14 protein-coding genes and 6 pseudogenes are annotated in these 17,060 nt (G+C 25.6%); 10 read left to right on the forward strand and 10 right to left on the reverse strand.

The window, feature by feature from the left end:
* Window positions 1–53 precede the first annotated feature (53 nt).
* The gene (locus tag AACK97_RS03860; RefSeq protein ID WP_338966714.1) at window positions 54–998 is read left to right on the forward strand and encodes an IS30 family transposase; all 945 of its coding nucleotides are present in this window, start codon (window positions 54–56) and stop codon (window positions 996–998) included.
* Between the two features lie 89 nt (window positions 999–1,087).
* On the opposite strand, the gene AACK97_RS03865 is transcribed toward AACK97_RS03860, so the two are convergent.
* Together AACK97_RS03865 and AACK97_RS03870 are read right to left on the reverse strand one after the other, a co-directional pair.
* Complete coding sequence (locus tag AACK97_RS03865; protein ID WP_338966712.1) at window positions 1,088–2,080, reverse strand: hypothetical protein; 993 nt, start codon at window positions 2,078–2,080, stop codon at window positions 1,088–1,090.
* Between the two features lie 28 nt (window positions 2,081–2,108).
* Window positions 2,109–2,351: a hypothetical protein gene (locus AACK97_RS03870; protein WP_338966713.1), complete on the reverse strand. Its 243-nt coding sequence runs from the start codon at window positions 2,349–2,351 to the stop codon at window positions 2,109–2,111.
* A gap of 130 nt (window positions 2,352–2,481) precedes the next feature.
* On the opposite strand from AACK97_RS03870, the gene AACK97_RS03875 reads away from it, so the two are divergent.
* Window positions 2,482–3,426: an IS30 family transposase gene (locus AACK97_RS03875; protein WP_338966714.1), complete on the forward strand. Its 945-nt coding sequence runs from the start codon at window positions 2,482–2,484 to the stop codon at window positions 3,424–3,426.
* A 99-nt stretch (window positions 3,427–3,525) separates the two neighbouring features.
* Here AACK97_RS03875 and AACK97_RS03880 read toward each other — a convergent pair whose 3' ends face one another.
* The 6 genes and pseudogenes from AACK97_RS03880 to AACK97_RS03905 form a co-directional block, all read right to left on the reverse strand.
* The gene (locus tag AACK97_RS03880) at window positions 3,526–4,386 is read right to left on the reverse strand and encodes a hypothetical protein (RefSeq protein WP_338966715.1); all 861 of its coding nucleotides are present in this window, start codon (window positions 4,384–4,386) and stop codon (window positions 3,526–3,528) included.
* Window positions 4,358–4,858, reverse strand: a pseudogene (locus AACK97_RS03885) (IS3 family transposase); the annotation flags it as partial. The pseudogene AACK97_RS03885 and the gene AACK97_RS03880, both read right to left, overlap by 29 nt.
* A 23-nt stretch (window positions 4,859–4,881) precedes the next feature.
* A complete protein-coding gene (locus AACK97_RS03890) occupies window positions 4,882–5,826 on the reverse strand; it encodes an IS30 family transposase (protein WP_338966716.1) in 945 nt (314 codons plus the stop codon).
* Window positions 5,827–5,906: 80 nt separating this feature from the next.
* Window positions 5,907–6,239 (reverse strand): IS3 family transposase, encoded by a 333-nt coding sequence (locus tag AACK97_RS03895; protein WP_338966717.1) that lies wholly within the window; start codon window positions 6,237–6,239, stop codon window positions 5,907–5,909.
* Window positions 6,240–6,271: 32 nt separating this feature from the next.
* Complete coding sequence (locus tag AACK97_RS03900) at window positions 6,272–6,550, reverse strand: transposase (protein ID WP_338966718.1); 279 nt, start codon at window positions 6,548–6,550, stop codon at window positions 6,272–6,274.
* 72 nt (window positions 6,551–6,622) lie between these two features.
* A pseudogene (locus AACK97_RS03905) lies at window positions 6,623–7,462 on the reverse strand (IS30 family transposase); the annotation flags it as partial.
* 82 nt (window positions 7,463–7,544) lie between these two features.
* Between AACK97_RS03905 and AACK97_RS03910 the strand changes: the two are divergent.
* A pseudogene (locus AACK97_RS03910) lies at window positions 7,545–8,198 on the forward strand (IS30 family transposase); the annotation flags it as partial.
* A 28-nt stretch (window positions 8,199–8,226) separates the two neighbouring features.
* Window positions 8,227–8,880, forward strand: a pseudogene (locus AACK97_RS03915) (IS30 family transposase); the annotation flags it as partial.
* A gap of 92 nt (window positions 8,881–8,972) precedes the next feature.
* Here AACK97_RS03915 and AACK97_RS03920 read toward each other — a convergent pair.
* Window positions 8,973–9,251, reverse strand: coding sequence for a transposase (locus AACK97_RS03920; protein ID WP_338966718.1), 279 nt, complete (start codon window positions 9,249–9,251; stop codon window positions 8,973–8,975).
* Window positions 9,252–9,574: 323 nt separating this feature from the next.
* On the opposite strand from AACK97_RS03920, the gene ileS reads away from it, so the two are divergent.
* The 6 genes and pseudogenes from ileS to AACK97_RS03950 form a co-directional block, all read left to right on the forward strand.
* Window positions 9,575–12,316, forward strand: coding sequence for an isoleucine--tRNA ligase (gene ileS / locus AACK97_RS03925; protein ID WP_338966721.1), 2,742 nt, complete (start codon window positions 9,575–9,577; stop codon window positions 12,314–12,316).
* Window positions 12,316–12,855 (forward strand): signal peptidase II, encoded by a 540-nt coding sequence (lspA, locus tag AACK97_RS03930; RefSeq protein WP_338966723.1) that lies wholly within the window; start codon window positions 12,316–12,318, stop codon window positions 12,853–12,855. Before ileS ends, lspA begins: the two co-directional genes overlap by 1 nt.
* 1 nt (window position 12,856) lies before the next feature.
* Window positions 12,857–13,783 (forward strand): RluA family pseudouridine synthase, encoded by a 927-nt coding sequence (locus tag AACK97_RS03935; RefSeq protein WP_338966724.1) that lies wholly within the window; start codon window positions 12,857–12,859, stop codon window positions 13,781–13,783.
* Between the two features lie 49 nt (window positions 13,784–13,832).
* Window positions 13,833–15,170 carry a hypothetical protein gene (locus AACK97_RS03940; RefSeq protein ID WP_338966725.1) on the forward strand — a complete coding sequence of 446 codons (1,338 nt, stop codon included), beginning with the start codon at window positions 13,833–13,835 and terminating at the stop codon, window positions 15,168–15,170.
* Between the two features lie 36 nt (window positions 15,171–15,206).
* Window positions 15,207–15,410, forward strand: a pseudogene (locus AACK97_RS03945) (deoxycytidylate deaminase); the annotation flags it as partial.
* Between the two features lie 85 nt (window positions 15,411–15,495).
* A pseudogene (locus tag AACK97_RS03950) lies at window positions 15,496–15,855 on the forward strand (helix-turn-helix domain-containing protein); the annotation flags it as partial.
* A 28-nt stretch (window positions 15,856–15,883) separates the two neighbouring features.
* Here the strand turns inward: AACK97_RS03950 and AACK97_RS03955 are convergent.
* Window positions 15,884–16,995 (reverse strand): IS3 family transposase gene (locus tag AACK97_RS03955; protein ID WP_338966728.1). Its coding sequence is split into 2 segments (ribosomal slippage): window positions 15,884–16,752 and window positions 16,752–16,995, totalling 1,113 coding nucleotides; the frame shifts between segments, so codons are not numbered across the junction.
* Window positions 16,996–17,060 lie beyond the last annotated feature (65 nt).

Here is a 17,060-nt window from a genome sequence, read left to right on the forward strand (position 1 = left end):
TAAAAAACAAATTGTGTTAATTCTATAATTAAGAAAAGAAAGGAATTAGCACAATGTATAAGTATCTGACTATTGAATCAATAATAGCAATAAAAGAATATAAAAGTTATGGATTTTCTATTCGTAAAATAGCAAAAGCAATTGATTATAGTAAATCAACTGTACACAGAGTTTGTAAATTATTAAATCAAAACTTATTACCATTAGAAATATTGAATCAAGTTCAAAAAAATAAACAAAATGCAGGTAGAAAATTAATAATTTTAACTTTAACAGAAATTAATACTATCAATCATTTGTTAATTACTAAAAATTATGCTCTTGATATAATTGCTGATTTTTTAAAGAAAAATAAAATAAAAAATATTTCAACAAAAACTTTATATAACATGTTTAAAACAAATCGAATGGGTTTTGATGAAAAAAATTTATTGAGAAAAGGCAAAAATAAACCTCATAAACAAAAAGAAACTAGGGGCAGAATTAATAATTGTAAATCTATTCATGAAAGAAATTTAATCATTCCAAATATTAAAAATATACAAGAATTTGGCCATTTAGAGGGAGATACTATCGTTGGTAAAGATCATAAAAGTTCTATTATTACTTTAGCTGATATATGATCAAAAACCACAATTCCTTTGAAAACTAAAAATCATAAAGCAGAAAGTATTACACAAAGTATAATAAAATTTATTTCAAAATTAATACCAGGAACAATTAAAACTATTACTTTTGATCGTGGTAAAGAATTTAGTAAATGAAAATTAATTGAAAAAAATTGTAATGTTAAAATTTATTTTGCAGATGCCGGAAAACCTTGTCAAAGAGGTTTAAATGAGAACAATAATGGTATTTTAAGAAGATATTTACCAAAATCTACTGATTTATCTTCATATAAACAAAAAGACTTAAATTCTATAGCATTTCAAATTAATTCTACACCCAGAAAATCATTATCTTATAAAAGACCAATAGATTTAATACAATTATTTTAAAAAACTGTCCCATTTATATTTACAATTCAGGAAACATATCGCCAATCAAACTAGCCATTTTTTCTAAGTTTTCCATTTTTTAAACTCCTTTACTTATTTTTTTTATTCAAATTATTTTTTAACTTAGTAAGTATCTTGCTAAATTTTTCCATTTTTAAATATTCTAATGCTTCAATATCCATTACATTATCATTTCAAAATTTATGTTGATAATTATCATTCAAAGCACGATTACTTAATTCACGCAAGAATGATAAATATTTATTATCGTAAAGATTTAAGATTGACATTGGGATTTTCAATTTAAAGAAATAAATATCTAATTCCGGAATGCTGCGATACTTAATTTTGCGACCTTTTTTATCATTTTTAGCATTAATTAGCGTTAATCGTCATTGCTCGTATTCGCTTACCGATTTAAAAGTGCCATAAATAACTTGTAAATAGGGTCGAAAGATACTAACGGGTTTTTTTCTAATGCCAACAATTATTGAATTCGCAATATCACGAACTTTAACTCATATATGTTCAGCTCGTTGCCCGCTTGCTAATACAATATGGGTAAATTGGCGAGCCGAAACGAAATATTCTTGTAAACCTTGGGTTACCCTATCATTTTCTTTATAATCAGTTCCTTCTAAAAATAAGTTAGTTTCATCTCATAACAGTAAATGTTTTTCATCTAAAATTGGATAATTATAATCTAAAAGTGACATATGCCCTAATGAAAGCATTTGTTTATCTGTAATCGGAAAAGTAGAAGTCGTTTTTCAACCACTTAATAAGTAAGAAGCCAAAACCATTAAAGCAGTTTTCCCAGTTCCTAAGGCACCAATTACTAAATTTAAAGGCGAATTTAATAAGAAATTAATAAAACTACGCCGTGCAAAGAAATGAGAAATTTTAGTATACAAAATATACAAAGCAATTAATAAATAAATAATATCAAATAACATTCGTCAACTTTGGGGATTATAATAATGCAAAATCGCACCATAAAATCACGCAATAATAAATAAAGTGCGATTTAAAGCGACAAAATCATATAATCTTAAATTTATTTTTTTAGACAATAGCATCATTTAAATCACACTTTCTTTATTTTTATTACTATCTGCCGGGCATTAATTTTTCAAACATTTTGAAAGCGATTAAAAATAAGCCAATAATCACGCCAAGCAAGAAAACTCAATATGTAGCAAAGAAATTAACGACATTTGGCATATTACCACCAATAATATCAGTTCAAATATTACCGAACGCTTTAATTAATGCTTTTCATAAGTTAGTGACCGCTTGTTCACCAGTAATTGCTACCGGTGTTATTGCTCCATCAAGAAAAGTTCTAAACATATAATCACCCCCTTTCTAAACAAAATATGATTTAACCTTATAAAACCTGAAATGTAAAATTAAAAAGGACACTTATATAAAAAACAAATTGTGTTAATTCTATAATTAAGAAAAGAAAGGAATTAGCACAATGTATAAGTATCTGACTATTGAATCAATAATAGCAATAAAAGAATATAAAAGTTATGGATTTTCTATTCGTAAAATAGCAAAAGCAATTGATTATAGTAAATCAACTGTACACAGAGTTTGTAAATTATTAAATCAAAACTTATTACCATTAGAAATATTGAATCAAGTTCAAAAAAATAAACAAAATGCAGGTAGAAAATTAATAATTTTAACTTTAACAGAAATTAATACTATCAATCATTTGTTAATTACTAAAAATTATGCTCTTGATATAATTGCTGATTTTTTAAAGAAAAATAAAATAAAAAATATTTCAACAAAAACTTTATATAACATGTTTAAAACAAATCGAATGGGTTTTGATGAAAAAAATTTATTGAGAAAAGGCAAAAATAAACCTCATAAACAAAAAGAAACTAGGGGCAGAATTAATAATTGTAAATCTATTCATGAAAGAAATTTAATCATTCCAAATATTAAAAATATACAAGAATTTGGCCATTTAGAGGGAGATACTATCGTTGGTAAAGATCATAAAAGTTCTATTATTACTTTAGCTGATATATGATCAAAAACCACAATTCCTTTGAAAACTAAAAATCATAAAGCAGAAAGTATTACACAAAGTATAATAAAATTTATTTCAAAATTAATACCAGGAACAATTAAAACTATTACTTTTGATCGTGGTAAAGAATTTAGTAAATGAAAATTAATTGAAAAAAATTGTAATGTTAAAATTTATTTTGCAGATGCCGGCAAACCTTGTCAAAGAGGTTTAAATGAGAACAATAATGGTATTTTAAGAAGATATTTACCAAAATCTACTGATTTATCTTCATATAAACAAAAAGACTTAAATTCTATAGCATTTCAAATTAATTCTACACCCAGAAAATCATTATCTTATAAAAGACCAATAGATTTAATACAATTATTTTAAAAAACTGTCCCATTTATATTTACAATTCAGGCTTCAAAATAAGATATTTCACAATCTAATTTTTTAAAAATTTTTTTTCTCTTTTGTTCTAAATTTTTACTAGCTGCTATTCAACCACCTATTAATTAATTGTGGTGCATATTTTTTTCAATTAATCTCATACTTTGAACTAATTTCTGCACTGTTATTAGTAATACTTTCAATTTTGATTTTATTAATATCTAAATTAGAATTTAGTTCCTTAACATGTTTTAAAATTGTTTGTGAACTATTATTTGATATTTTTCCTAACTTAGTTTCGGTAATAACCCTTGATAATTTTTTTTCTTCCTTTTTTAAAGTAGTATTCTTTGATTTGCTATTATTATTGCCAGATTTAGAAGATTGGTTTAAAAAACCAGGTTTAAATCCCGCAAATGAATTTTTAGCAAGTTCAAATGTTACTGTAACTGTGTCAGTATAAATATTTGATTCTGGTAAATTAATAATATTTTGAATATCTTCTGAAATATTTTTAAATTTAACTTGATTATCTGTTGTACTTGTTGAAGGTAATACAGTTTGTGGGTTTGGAGTACTACTTTTTGCTGGGCCGTCTTTATCTTCATAATAATGATCAAAATATTTAGTATAATCTGATAAATTTGCAATTGCATCTTTTAAAGTCTTTTGCGAAATAATAATATTTTGATTCACAGCATTTAAACCTTGTGGTTGATATGCTCCTGTATAATCTAAATTATGTTTTTGTTCTTCCTTTATTGAACATTTTTCTAATACTTTTGCATTTATTGATTTAATTTCATCTTCATCTTTTTTTAAACCCTCACCTTGTAAATTTTTAATTCTGCCATAAATTTGTTCAGGCGATCAACCTAATAATAATTTTTGTTTATATGAAGTGGATTGGCAACCCTTTTTAGGACACTTTTTATGTAGACTGGTATTTTCTAAATTCAACGGGAGTTAAATAATTTAAACTGCCATGAATTCGAATATTGTTATATCAATTAACAAAATCAAATAGTTCGCATTTTAGTTGTGTTAAGTTTGCAAATTTTTTACCGTTAATAAATTCGGTTTTAAAGGTTTTGTAAGTTGCTTCAGCAACAGCATTATCATATGGGCATCCTTTGGAGCTTAATGATCTTTTAATTTTAAAGGTTATTAAAATTTCATCAATAATTTTATTTTTAAACTCATTACCACGATCAGTATGAAATAAAGTTATTTTATTTAATGGTCGTGTTATCTTGTGAAAAGCTTGTTGAACTAATTCAGCAGTTTTATTTGGTCCAGCACTATAGCCAATTACTTCGCGATTAAACAAGTCAATTAATAAACAAATATAATGTCATTTAGTGCCAACTTGAACATATGTTAAATCACTAACAACAACTTCATTTGGTTTTTTGTCATTAAATTGACGATGCCAAATTGTAAAGTTAAGTGCAACTAAATTATTTTTCTAACCAAATATTCGATTGGCGAAAGATAATTTAGTATTTTTCTTGGTCTTTGGTTTAAAGACAATATAAATTTATGAACTGCATTTTTAGTAGTGTTTGAAAAATTAAATTTTTTAGGAAATTTTTCTCTAATTAAACCATTAGTATTTTCATTAGTACCTCTTTGTCAAGGCGAATATGCATCAGCAAAATAAATTTTCACATTTAAATTTTTTTCAAGTTGTTGTCAATTAGCAAATTCTTTACCCCTATCAAATGTTATAGTCTTAACAAGATTATTTGGAAGAATTGATAAATAATGACTAATATTTTTGTTAATAACTTTAGTAGTTCTATTTTCAACTAATATTGCTAAAGTAAATCTTGATGTTCTTTCAACTAAAGTTATTAAACATGATTTACTTTTACCTCGTGATGATACTACAGTATCACCTTCTCAATGGCCAAGAGTTATGCGATTATTAACATTTCGTTCTTTAATGGATTTACCATTAAATTTACCCCGATTTTCTTGAGATTTTCGTTTCTTACCTTTTCTTCTTAAATTTTTACTAGTAACCTTTTCAAGTAATCCAGAATAAATTCAATTGTAAATTGTTTTAAAACTAATAATTCATTCTTGATGAAAATTTTTAATTCTGCCATAAATTTGTTCAGGCGATCAACCTAATAATAATTTTTGTTGTACATATTTTACTAATTCTCTATTTTTAAATTTATGAAAATAAACATGTAATTGTTTTCTATTTTCTGCTTTATTTTGTGCAATTAATGAAAAATAATGATTATTATCTTTATTTCTATTAACTTCTCGATTAATAGTACTAATACTTCGATTAAGATTTTTAGCTATTTCACTAATTTTTACTTTAAATTTCAATTGATTCTCAATATAAATTCTTTCATCTATGCCAAGATGTTTGTATCCCATATAAAAACTCCTTAAATTTACTTTTTCTAAAATAAACTTAGCATCATGAAATTTTTATATGAAATCTTTTGCAATTTTATTTACTTGCACTTACAAGTATAATTCAGCCGATTTAAAACATTATTAATTTCGTCATTATTAACTGTTTTTTTATGATTACAATATTTTAACTTGGTGTATTTAGAAACCAAATTATTTTTGATCATAATGAATCGGATTTTTCGTCGTGATAAAATGATATTTTTTCTTATTAAAACAGCTTTAATTTTACGAGCACCATAAATCTTGCGACTTTTATTAAATGCACTGATAACTTCTTGTTCATAATTATTAACATCAAACTTGGTGCATTTATTAGTTTGATAATAATATGTTGATTTTAGTAAACCTAAAATCTTACATATTTTCCTCACTGAATATTTATTTTTGTTGTTATTAATTATTGTTATTTTTTCCCGATTATCAGTGCTGCTTGCTTTAAAATGTCATTTTCCATTCGTAATTGTTGGTTTTCTTTTCGCAAGTAAATTAATTCATTTTCTTCGACAGTGCGATTATCTTTTGCTTTAAATGACCCAGAATTATTATAATTTTTAATTCAACTATAAATAGTTGGTTTTGGTAAATTATATTCTTTCCCTAAATTAATAACACTTTTGTCATTTTTGTATAGCATTACAATTTGTTTTTTAAATTCTTCCGAGTATGAGGTTTTATTTCCCATTTTTATATTCCTTCTTTCTTAATAATTTTGAAGTCTATATAATTATGGTCCAACTTATTGTAGCCTATCCAAAGATAAATCAGTAGATTTTGGTAAATATCTTCTTAAAATACCATTATTGTTCTCATTTAAACCTCTTTGACAAGGTTTGCCGGCATCTGCAAAATAAATTTTAACATTACAATTTTTTTCAATTAATTTTCATTTACTAAATTCTTTACCACGATCAAAAGTAATAGTTTTAATTGTTCCTGGTATTAATTTTGAAATAAATTTTATTATACTTTGTGTAATACTTTCTGCTTTATGATTTTTAGTTTTCAAAGGAATTGTGGTTTTTGATCATATATCAGCTAAAGTAATAATAGAACTTTTATGATCTTTACCAACGATAGTATCTCCCTCTAAATGGCCAAATTCTTGTATATTTTTAATATTTGGAATGATTAAATTTCTTTCATGAATAGATTTACAATTATTAATTCTGCCCCTAGTTTCTTTTTGTTTATGAGGTTTATTTTTGCCTTTTCTCAATAAATTTTTTTCATCAAAACCCATTCGATTTGTTTTAAACATGTTATATAAAGTTTTTGTTGAAATATTTTTTATTTTATTTTTCTTTAAAAAATCAGCAATTATATCAAGAGCATAATTTTTAGTAATTAACAAATGATTGATAGTATTAATTTCTGTTAAAGTTAAAATTATTAATTTTCTACCTGCATTTTGTTTATTTTTTTGAACTTGATTCAATATTTCTAATGGTAATAAGTTTTGATTTAATAATTTACAAACTCTGTGTACAGTTGATTTACTATAATCAATTGCTTTTGCTATTTTACGAATAGAAAATCCATAACTTTTATATTCTTTTATTGCTATTATTGATTCAATAGTCAGATACTTATACATTGTGCTAATTCCTTTCTTTTCTTAATTATAGAATTAACACAATTTGTTTTTTATATAAGTGTCCTTTTTAATTTTACATTTCAGGAAAAATAAAATAAAAAATATTTCAACAAAAACTTTATATAACATGTTTAAAACAAATCGAATGGGTTTTGATGAAAAAAATTTATTGAGAAAAGGCAAAAATAAACCTCATAAACAAAAAGAAACTAGGGGCAGAATTAATAATTGTAAATCTATTCATGAAAGAAATTTAATCATTCCAAATATTAAAAATATACAAGAATTTGGCCATTTAGAGGGAGATACTATCGTTGGTAAAGATCATAAAAGTTCTATTATTACTTTAGCTGATATATGATCAAAAACCACAATTCCTTTGAAAACTAAAAATCATAAAGCAGAAAGTATTACACAAAGTATAATAAAATTTATTTCAAAATTAATACCAGGAACAATTAAAACTATTACTTTTGATCGTGGTAAAGAATTTAGTAAATGAAAATTAATTGAAAAAAATTGTAATGTTAAAATTTATTTTGCAGATGCCGGAAAACCTTGTCAAAGAGGTTTAAATGAGAACAATAATGGTATTTTAAGAAGATATTTACCAAAATCTACTGATTTATCTTCATATAAACAAAAAGACTTAAATTCTATAGCATTTCAAATTAATTCTACACCCAGAAAATCATTATCTTATAAAAGACCAATAGATTTAATACAATTATTTTAAAAAACTGTCCCATTTATATTTACAATTCAGGAAAAATAAAATAAAAAATATTTCAACAAAAACTTTATATAACATGTTTAAAACAAATCGAATGGGTTTTGATGAAAAAAATTTATTGAGAAAAGGCAAAAATAAACCTCATAAACAAAAAGAAACTAGGGGCAGAATTAATAATTGTAAATCTATTCATGAAAGAAATTTAATCATTCCAAATATTAAAAATATACAAGAATTTGGCCATTTAGAGGGAGATACTATCGTTGGTAAAGATCATAAAAGTTCTATTATTACTTTAGCTGATATATGATCAAAAACCACAATTCCTTTGAAAACTAAAAATCATAAAGCAGAAAGTATTACACAAAGTATAATAAAATTTATTTCAAAATTAATACCAGGAACAATTAAAACTATTACTTTTGATCGTGGTAAAGAATTTAGTAAATGAAAATTAATTGAAAAAAATTGTAATGTTAAAATTTATTTTGCAGATGCCGGAAAACCTTGTCAAAGAGGTTTAAATGAGAACAATAATGGTATTTTAAGAAGATATTTACCAAAATCTACTGATTTATCTTCATATAAACAAAAAGACTTAAATTCTATAGCATTTCAAATTAATTCTACACCCAGAAAATCATTATCTTATAAAAGACCAATAGATTTAATACAATTATTTTAAAAAACTGTCCCATTTATATTTACAATTCAGGAAACCTAAAATCTTACATATTTTCCTCACTGAATATTTATTTTTGTTGTTATTAATTATTGTTATTTTTTCCCGATTATCAGTGCTGCTTGCTTTAAAATGTCATTTTCCATTCGTAATTGTTGGTTTTCTTTTCGCAAGTAAATTAATTCATTTTCTTCGACAGTGCGATTATCTTTTGCTTTAAATGACCCAGAATTATTATAATTTTTAATTCAACTATAAATAGTTGGTTTTGGTAAATTATATTCTTTCCCTAAATTAATAACACTTTTGTCATTTTTGTATAGCATTACAATTTGTTTTTTAAATTCTTCAGAGTATGAGGTTTTATTTCCCATTTTTATATTCCTTCTTTCTTAATAATTTTGAAGTCTATATAATTATGGTCCAACTTATTGTAGCCTATCCATAAGAAAACTAAACGCGACCAATATTTACCTTCTACTTTTTGTTATTTTAGGTTAGTGTTATAATTTATTGTGAAATGATTATCTAATGATTGCTTAGTTGTGCACGATAAATTCATTTAGGGAAGGTTTTAATGTCGCTAATAAATGTGATATTATTGTTTCAGTTGTTAGACATTTTGTCGTCAATAAACTAGATTTTGGATGTTTATTAAGGTTAGTAAGAGAATTTCTTAAAAAAAGGAGAATTGTAGATGCGTGATTGAAAAAGTACTTTGTTAATGCCACAAACTATGTTTGAAATGCGAGCTAATTTAAAAGATAAAGAACTGCATTATCAGCAAAAGTGGCAAAAAGAACAATTATGGTCACAAATTTTATTGAAAAATGAATTTGGTAAAAAGTTTATTTTACATGATGGACCACCTTATGCTAATGGTAGTATTCATGTTGGTCATGCTTTGAATAAAATTTTAAAAGATATTATTGTGCGAAATCGTAGTTTTAATGGTTATTATGCACCATTATTATTTGGTTGAGATACACATGGATTACCAATTGAAACCGCAGTTACTAAGTTAAATATTGAGTGAAAAAAATCAGATCCAGTTTTATTTCGTAATAAGTGTTATGAATATGCTCAAGAGCAAATAGCAATTCAAAAGCAACAATTTGCTCGTTTAGGGTTATTAAATATTCCTAATGATGAATATATTACTTGTGTTCCCACATATGAAGGTTATCAAATTGATTTTTTAATAATGATGATTGAACAAAAGCTTATTTATCGGGGATTAAAACCTGTATATTGGTCACCAAGTAGTCAGACAGCGTTAGCTGAAGCAGAAGTAGAATATATGGAAAAGACATCACCAAGTATTTTTGTTGCTTGTGATTTGAAAGCTGGTAATGGTGTTTTAGATAATGATGTACGATTAGTAGTATGAACGACAACACCGTGAACATTAACTAGTAATCAATTTATTGCTGTTGGTAAAGATATTGAATATGTTGTTATTAACTCCAACCAAGGTAAATTGGTCGTTGCTAAGGAATTATTAGCAAAAGTTAGTGAACAATGTCAGTTATTAGATGTTAAAGTTATTAAACAATTAATTGGAGCTAATTTAGTTGGTATTACTTATTTTCATCCGTTATATAGCAATATTATTAATAAAGTAGTTTTAGGACATCATATTACTTTAACTGAGGGGACAGCATTAGTTCATACTGCTTGTGGTTTTGGCGTTGATGATTTTATTATTGGTCAACAAAATAATACTGCTCCAATTGTTAGTGTTGATGATGCTGGTTATTTTACTGATATAATTAATGATGAACAATTATATGGTAAATTTTATGAAGATACTAATAAAATTATTACTACCAGATTAAAAGCTGACAATAGATTATTAGCTTTATCTTTTATTAAGCATTCTTATCCTCATGATTGAAGGACTAAAAAGCCAATTATTTATCGTGCAACTGAACAATGGTTTGTTGCTATTAGTGCGATTAAATCACAATTATTGGAACAAATTAATCAAGTTAAATATTTACCAGTTTGAGGGCAAGAAAGAATGCGTCAGATGATTATGCATCGTGATGATTGATGTATTTCGCGTCAAAGATTATGGGGAGTACCGATTACTATTTTATATGGTGAAGATAATGAACCGATTTATGATGTGGCATTAATTAAACATTTTCGTGATTTAATTGCGCAATATGGAACAGCAATTTGATGAAGTTGATCATTAGATAAGTTATTGCCAAAAAATTATGTGCATCATCAAGCCCCTAATGGTAAGTTTCGTAAAGAAACTGATATTATGGATGTTTGATTTGATAGTGGAATTTCGCATTGAAACTTGTGGCAACAAAAGCATTGAAAATATCCTGTGGATCTTTATTTAGAAGGCAGTGATCAGTTTCGGGGATGATTTAATTCTTCATTAACTACGGGTGTTATTAGTCCATTAAAACGAGCTCCTTATGAACAAGTAATTATTCACGGCTTTATTAATGATGAAAAAGGTAAAAAAATGTCAAAATCATTAGGTAATGTTGTTGACCCTTTGGAAGTATGTAATACTTATGGCAGTGATATTTTACGATTATGGGTTTCATCAGTTGATTATACTGATGAAATGAAAATTGGTAATGATATTTTAAAACAAGTTAGTGAAACCTATCGTAAGATTCGTAATACAATGCGTTTTATGTTAGGAAATTTATTTGATTTTAAATTAGAACATATTGTTAAAGAGTATGAAATAGTTGATCAGTATTTATTAGTTAAAACTCAAGAATATCATCAAGCAACCCAAGTAGCATATAATAATTATGATTTTAATGAAGTATATGTATTAACAAATAATTTTATTGTTAATAGCCTTTCAGCATTTTATCTTGATTTTACTAAAGATATTTTGTATATTGAAGAAGCAAATAGTATGCGTCGAAAACAAGTACAAACAACAATTTATTATATTTTACAAGCGCTATTGTTTAATTTGGCACCAATTTTAGTTCACACTTGTGAAGAAGTTTATGAGTATTTACCGTTAACAAATAAATTATCTTCAATTCATTTAATGGATATGGTTGTCTTACCAACATTTGAAAATATTAAGGAAATTAAAAATATTGGATATAAACTTTTACAATTACGCGAAGATGTTAATAAGGCATTAGAACTAGCAAGAAATGAAAGAATTATTGGTAAGTCTTTACAAGCTCAAGTTATTATGGAGTTAAATGATAATTATCAAGAGTTAGCAACAATAAATAATTTAGGACAAATGTTTATTATTAGTGAGTTAATTGTTATTAATAATTTAAGTGAGGGTGTTCAGTATCCAACGGCTAAAATTGCGGTAAAATTAAAACTTGGTGATAAGTGTGTTCGTTGTTGAATGATTGTGAGTGTTACGATGGATGAACTTTGTTCTCGTTGTCAAAAGGTTATTAGTAAATTAGAGGAAAATAAATAATGAATCGTCATTTAAAACAGTGAAAAAATTCAGTTAAGGAATATTTCAGTAATTATACTTGAAATTTAAAGAAAAAATTATTATTGTTAATAGGTATTTTTATTCTGATTTTAATTGATTTTGTAATTAAAAATGTTGTTATTAATAATTTAAATGAAATGGTTAATTTTTTACCAGGATTTATTCAAATAGAGTTAGTATATAACACAGGAGCGGCATTTGGAATTGGTGCTGAAAATCCTCAATTAATGGTTGTTGTGCAAAGTATTATTATTTTATTAATTTTAGTAGGATTTTTATTTGCCCAAACAACAATGATGAATATTGGTTTAGCATTAATTGTTGCGGGTGCATTAAGTAATTTTGGTGATCGGTTTTCAAATCAAATTGTTGAATGAGGTGTTGTTGATTATTTTTCTTGACAATTATTTCCACCATATTCAATTTTTAATATTGCCGATATGTTTGTGGTTGGCGGAACAATGGTAATTATTTTTGCAATTATTTTAACACCAATAACTAGTTATTGAGAACAATAAGATGGAAAAGAAATTAGTTATTATTGTTGAAGATACACCAAGTATTAAAAGAATTGATAAGTATTTGCAATTAAAATTTTCTGCAATTAGAGGACTTTCTCGTAGTCAAATTCAAAAATTAATTACTAATAAAAAAGTTATTGTTAATAATCAAATTATTACTAATAACTATAATGTTAAGCAAGATGATGTGATTATAATTAATTTTCAAGAAGAGAAATCTTGACAAGGCGAAAATCTTGATGAAAAAGATTTAGATATTGTTTATGAAGATGATTATTTATTGGTAATAAATAAACCAAAAAATCTTGTTGTTCATCCCGGAGTTGGTAATTGAGATAATACACTAGTTAATATTTTATTAGCTAAAGATATTAAATTATCTGATAATGATATCGCAAGACCAGGTATTGTCCATCGTTTAGATAAAAATACAACAGGGTTACTTATTATTGCTAAATGTAATTCTGTTCATCAAAAGTTAACTAGTCAGTTACAAAATAAATCTTTAACTAGAAAGTATTTTGCTCTTGTTCGTGGTATTATTAATAAAGAGAATGGCTTTATTGATGGTCCCATTGGTCGTGATCCTAAAAATCGTAAACGAATGGCGATTGTTTTTAAAAATAGTAAACCAGCTCAAACTAAATTTAATGTTATTAAAAGATTTTTAGAAAGTAATATTACTTTTCTTGAATGTGAGTTATTAACAGGAAGAACACATCAAATTCGTGTTCACTTAAGTTCTATTAAACATCCTATTTTAGGAGATCATTTATATGGAATTAAACAAGATTTAGATGAACCTTATGAACAATATTTACATGCTCATGAGATTGCATTTATTCATCCTATTAGTGGTAAAAAAATGCAGTTGAATTGTGAATTACCAGAATCTTTTAAAACAAGGTTAGATAGTTTACAATAAGGTTTTTAATCACTTAGTGATAAGCTTTATCTAATAAGGGAGTATGACAATGGAAAGAAATACATTTGATATTTTAAAAATGCAATTAGTTGAGTATTTTAAACAAATTGAAAAATATCAAATTCATCAGCGGAAATGACGCTGAAAGCGAAATAAAGAACATAATTTATATTTAATTAATTTATTTAATAAGAGTTATCAAGTTATTAAGATTTTGGATTATTTTAATCATTCAGAGATGTGATCGACAAAAGATTTAAAACAAAATCAGTTAGATATTGATAGTTTTCGTAAAGAAATTGCTACTAGTAGTCATAGTAAATTACAAGTATTAACAATTGTATTAACTAAAGTTATTCATGAACCATTGCTTTTTAGTAATAACGATGGGATTGTTTTTGTTAATCCAGAAACTTTAGTTGCGCAATTGAAACCAATTTATTCACAAATTGATCAAATTGAAACCATTACTTTTCAAGAAAAACCTAGTAATGATGACGAAGTTTTTGATCCGAAGTCAATTACTAGTGATGATTTAAAAGAAGGTTCGTTATTGCAAAAACGAATGAAGGATTTTCATAATTTAACAACTAAGCAAAATATATTTTTAGCTTATGTGTTTACATTTATTCCCTTGCTATTACCAATTTTAGTGCCATTTTTTGTGCCACAAATTCGTGAGATTTTGCAAGGAAAAAATGATAATAGTTTAATTGATGGGGGATTTGAGTCACAATTAATGTTAGGTGGTTCTTATAAACATTTAATTTTTCAAGCTGGTCAGTTTTGGCGATGAATAGTTTATCCATTAGCGGGTGACAATATGTTTAATTTATTTTTATCGTGTTTAGTTATTTTTTATTGTGCTCGTTTAGTTGAGTCATTTTATAAACCATGAAAGTTAGGGTTAATTATTCTTTGTACAACAGTAATTGTTGGCTTTACTCATTCAGTTGTTGCTAGTGCGATGTATCATTTTAAGTCGCAAAAGATACCAAATATTTTAACAGGACCTTTATATTGAGCATGAATGGTAATTCCACCACTTTATATTTTTAGTTTTACTAAAAAGGATTTTTCAGCTTTTGTTGTTCGCAGAAGACTAATTTTACCAACAGTTTTTATGTTGGTAACATTTATTTCAAGTGGTGACCGTTTAGCAATGCCATTAGTTTTGACTTTTTTCGTTAGTTTTTTTATTAGTTATTTTTTAGGTTATACTAAGCAAGCATGAGAATGAAAGCGCGGTGTTGCTGTTGTTGTTGTTTTAGTATTAGTGTTAGTGGTATTAATTTTGTATTTAACTAATAATCGTTTTTTTACTGATGAAGATGGTTGAACTCATACAATTCTTGAAGATTATGTTAAGCTAGGTTTAATTTCATAGGAAAAATTAGATATTTTTGGTATATTTAGATAGATGATGTCAAAACGCTTATCTTATTTAACATGAGATCAATATTTTATGAGTGTTGCTAAAGTTTCTGCTTTAAGGAGTAAAGACCCTAATACGCAAGTTGGTGCTTGTATTGTTAACGACCGCCAGCAAATAATTGCTACTGGTTATAATGGTTTACCACGACTTTTAGATGATGACAACTATCCTTGAGGTCGGACAGGAAAATTTCCTGAAATGTAAAATTAAAAAGGACACTTATATAAAAAACAAATTGTGTTAATTCTATAATTAAGAAAAGAAAGGAATTAGCACAATGTATAAGTATCTGACTATTGAATCAATAATAGCAATAAAAGAATATAAAAGTTATGGATTTTCTATTCGTAAAATAGCAAAAGCAATTGATTATAGTAAATCAACTGTACACAGAGTTTGTAAATTATTAAATCAAAACTTATTACCATTAGAAATATTGAATCAAGTTCAAAAAAATAAACAAAATGCAGGTAGAAAATTAATAATTTTAACTTTAACAGAAATTAATACTATCAATCATTTGTTAATTACTAAAAATTATGCTCTTGATATAATTGCTGATTTTTTAAAGAAAAATAAAATAAAAAATATTTCAACAAAAACTTTATATAACATGTTTAAAACAAATCGAATGGGTGGATTGGCAACCCTTTTTAGGACACTTTTTATGTAGACTGGTATTTTCTAAATTCAACGGGAGTTAAATAATTTAAACTGCCATGAATTCGAATATTGTTATATCAATTAACAAAATCAAATAGTTCGCATTTTAGTTGTGTTAAGTTTGCAAATTTTTTACCGTTAATAAATTCGGTTTTAAAGGTTTTGTAAGTTGCTTCAGCAACAGCATTATCATATGGGCATCCTTTGGAGCTTAATGATCTTTTAATTTTAAAGGTTATTAAAATTTCATCAATAATTTTATTTTTAAACTCATTACCACGATCAGTATGAAATAAAGTTATTTTATTTAATGGTCGTGTTATCTTGTGAAAAGCTTGTTGAACTAATTCAGCAGTTTTATTTGGCCCAGCACTATAGCCAATTACTTCGCGATTAAACAAGTCAATTAATAAACAAATATAATGTCATTTAGTGCCAACTTGAACATATGTTAAATCACTAACAACAACTTCATTTGGTTTTTTGTCATTAAATTGACGATTTAAAACATTATTAATTTCGTCATTATTAACTGTTTTTTTATGATTACAATATTTTAACTTGGTGTATTTAGAAACCAAATTATTTTTGATCATAATGAATCGGATTTTTCGTCGTGATAAAATGATATTTTTTCTTATTAAAACAGCTTTAATTTTACGAGCACCATAAATCTTGCGACTTTTATTAAATGCACTGATAACTTCTTGTTCATAATTATTAACATCAAACTTGGTGCATTTATTAGTTTGATAATAATATGTTGATTTTAGTAAACCTAAAATCTTACATATTTTCCTCACTGAATATTTATTTTTGTTGTTATTAATTATTGTTATTTTTTCCCGATTATCAGTGCTGCTTGCTTTAAAATGTCATTTTCCATCCATAATTGTTGGTTTTCTTTTCGCAAGTAAATTAATTCATTTTCTTCGACAGTGCGATTATCTTTTGCTTTAAATGACCCAGAATTATTATAATTTTTAATTCAACTATAAATAGTTGGTTTTGGTAAATTATATTCTTTCCCTAAATTAATAACACTTTTGTCATTTTTGTATAGCATTACAATTTGTTTTTTAAATTCTTCAGAGTATGAGGTTTTATTTCCCATTTTTATATTCCTTCTTTCTTAATAATTTTGAAGTCTATATAATTATGGTCCAACTTATTGTAGCC

This window comes from Spiroplasma endosymbiont of Lonchoptera lutea, assembly GCF_964019715.1.
Classification (GTDB): domain Bacteria; phylum Bacillota_I; class Bacilli_A; order Mycoplasmatales; family Nriv7; genus Nriv7.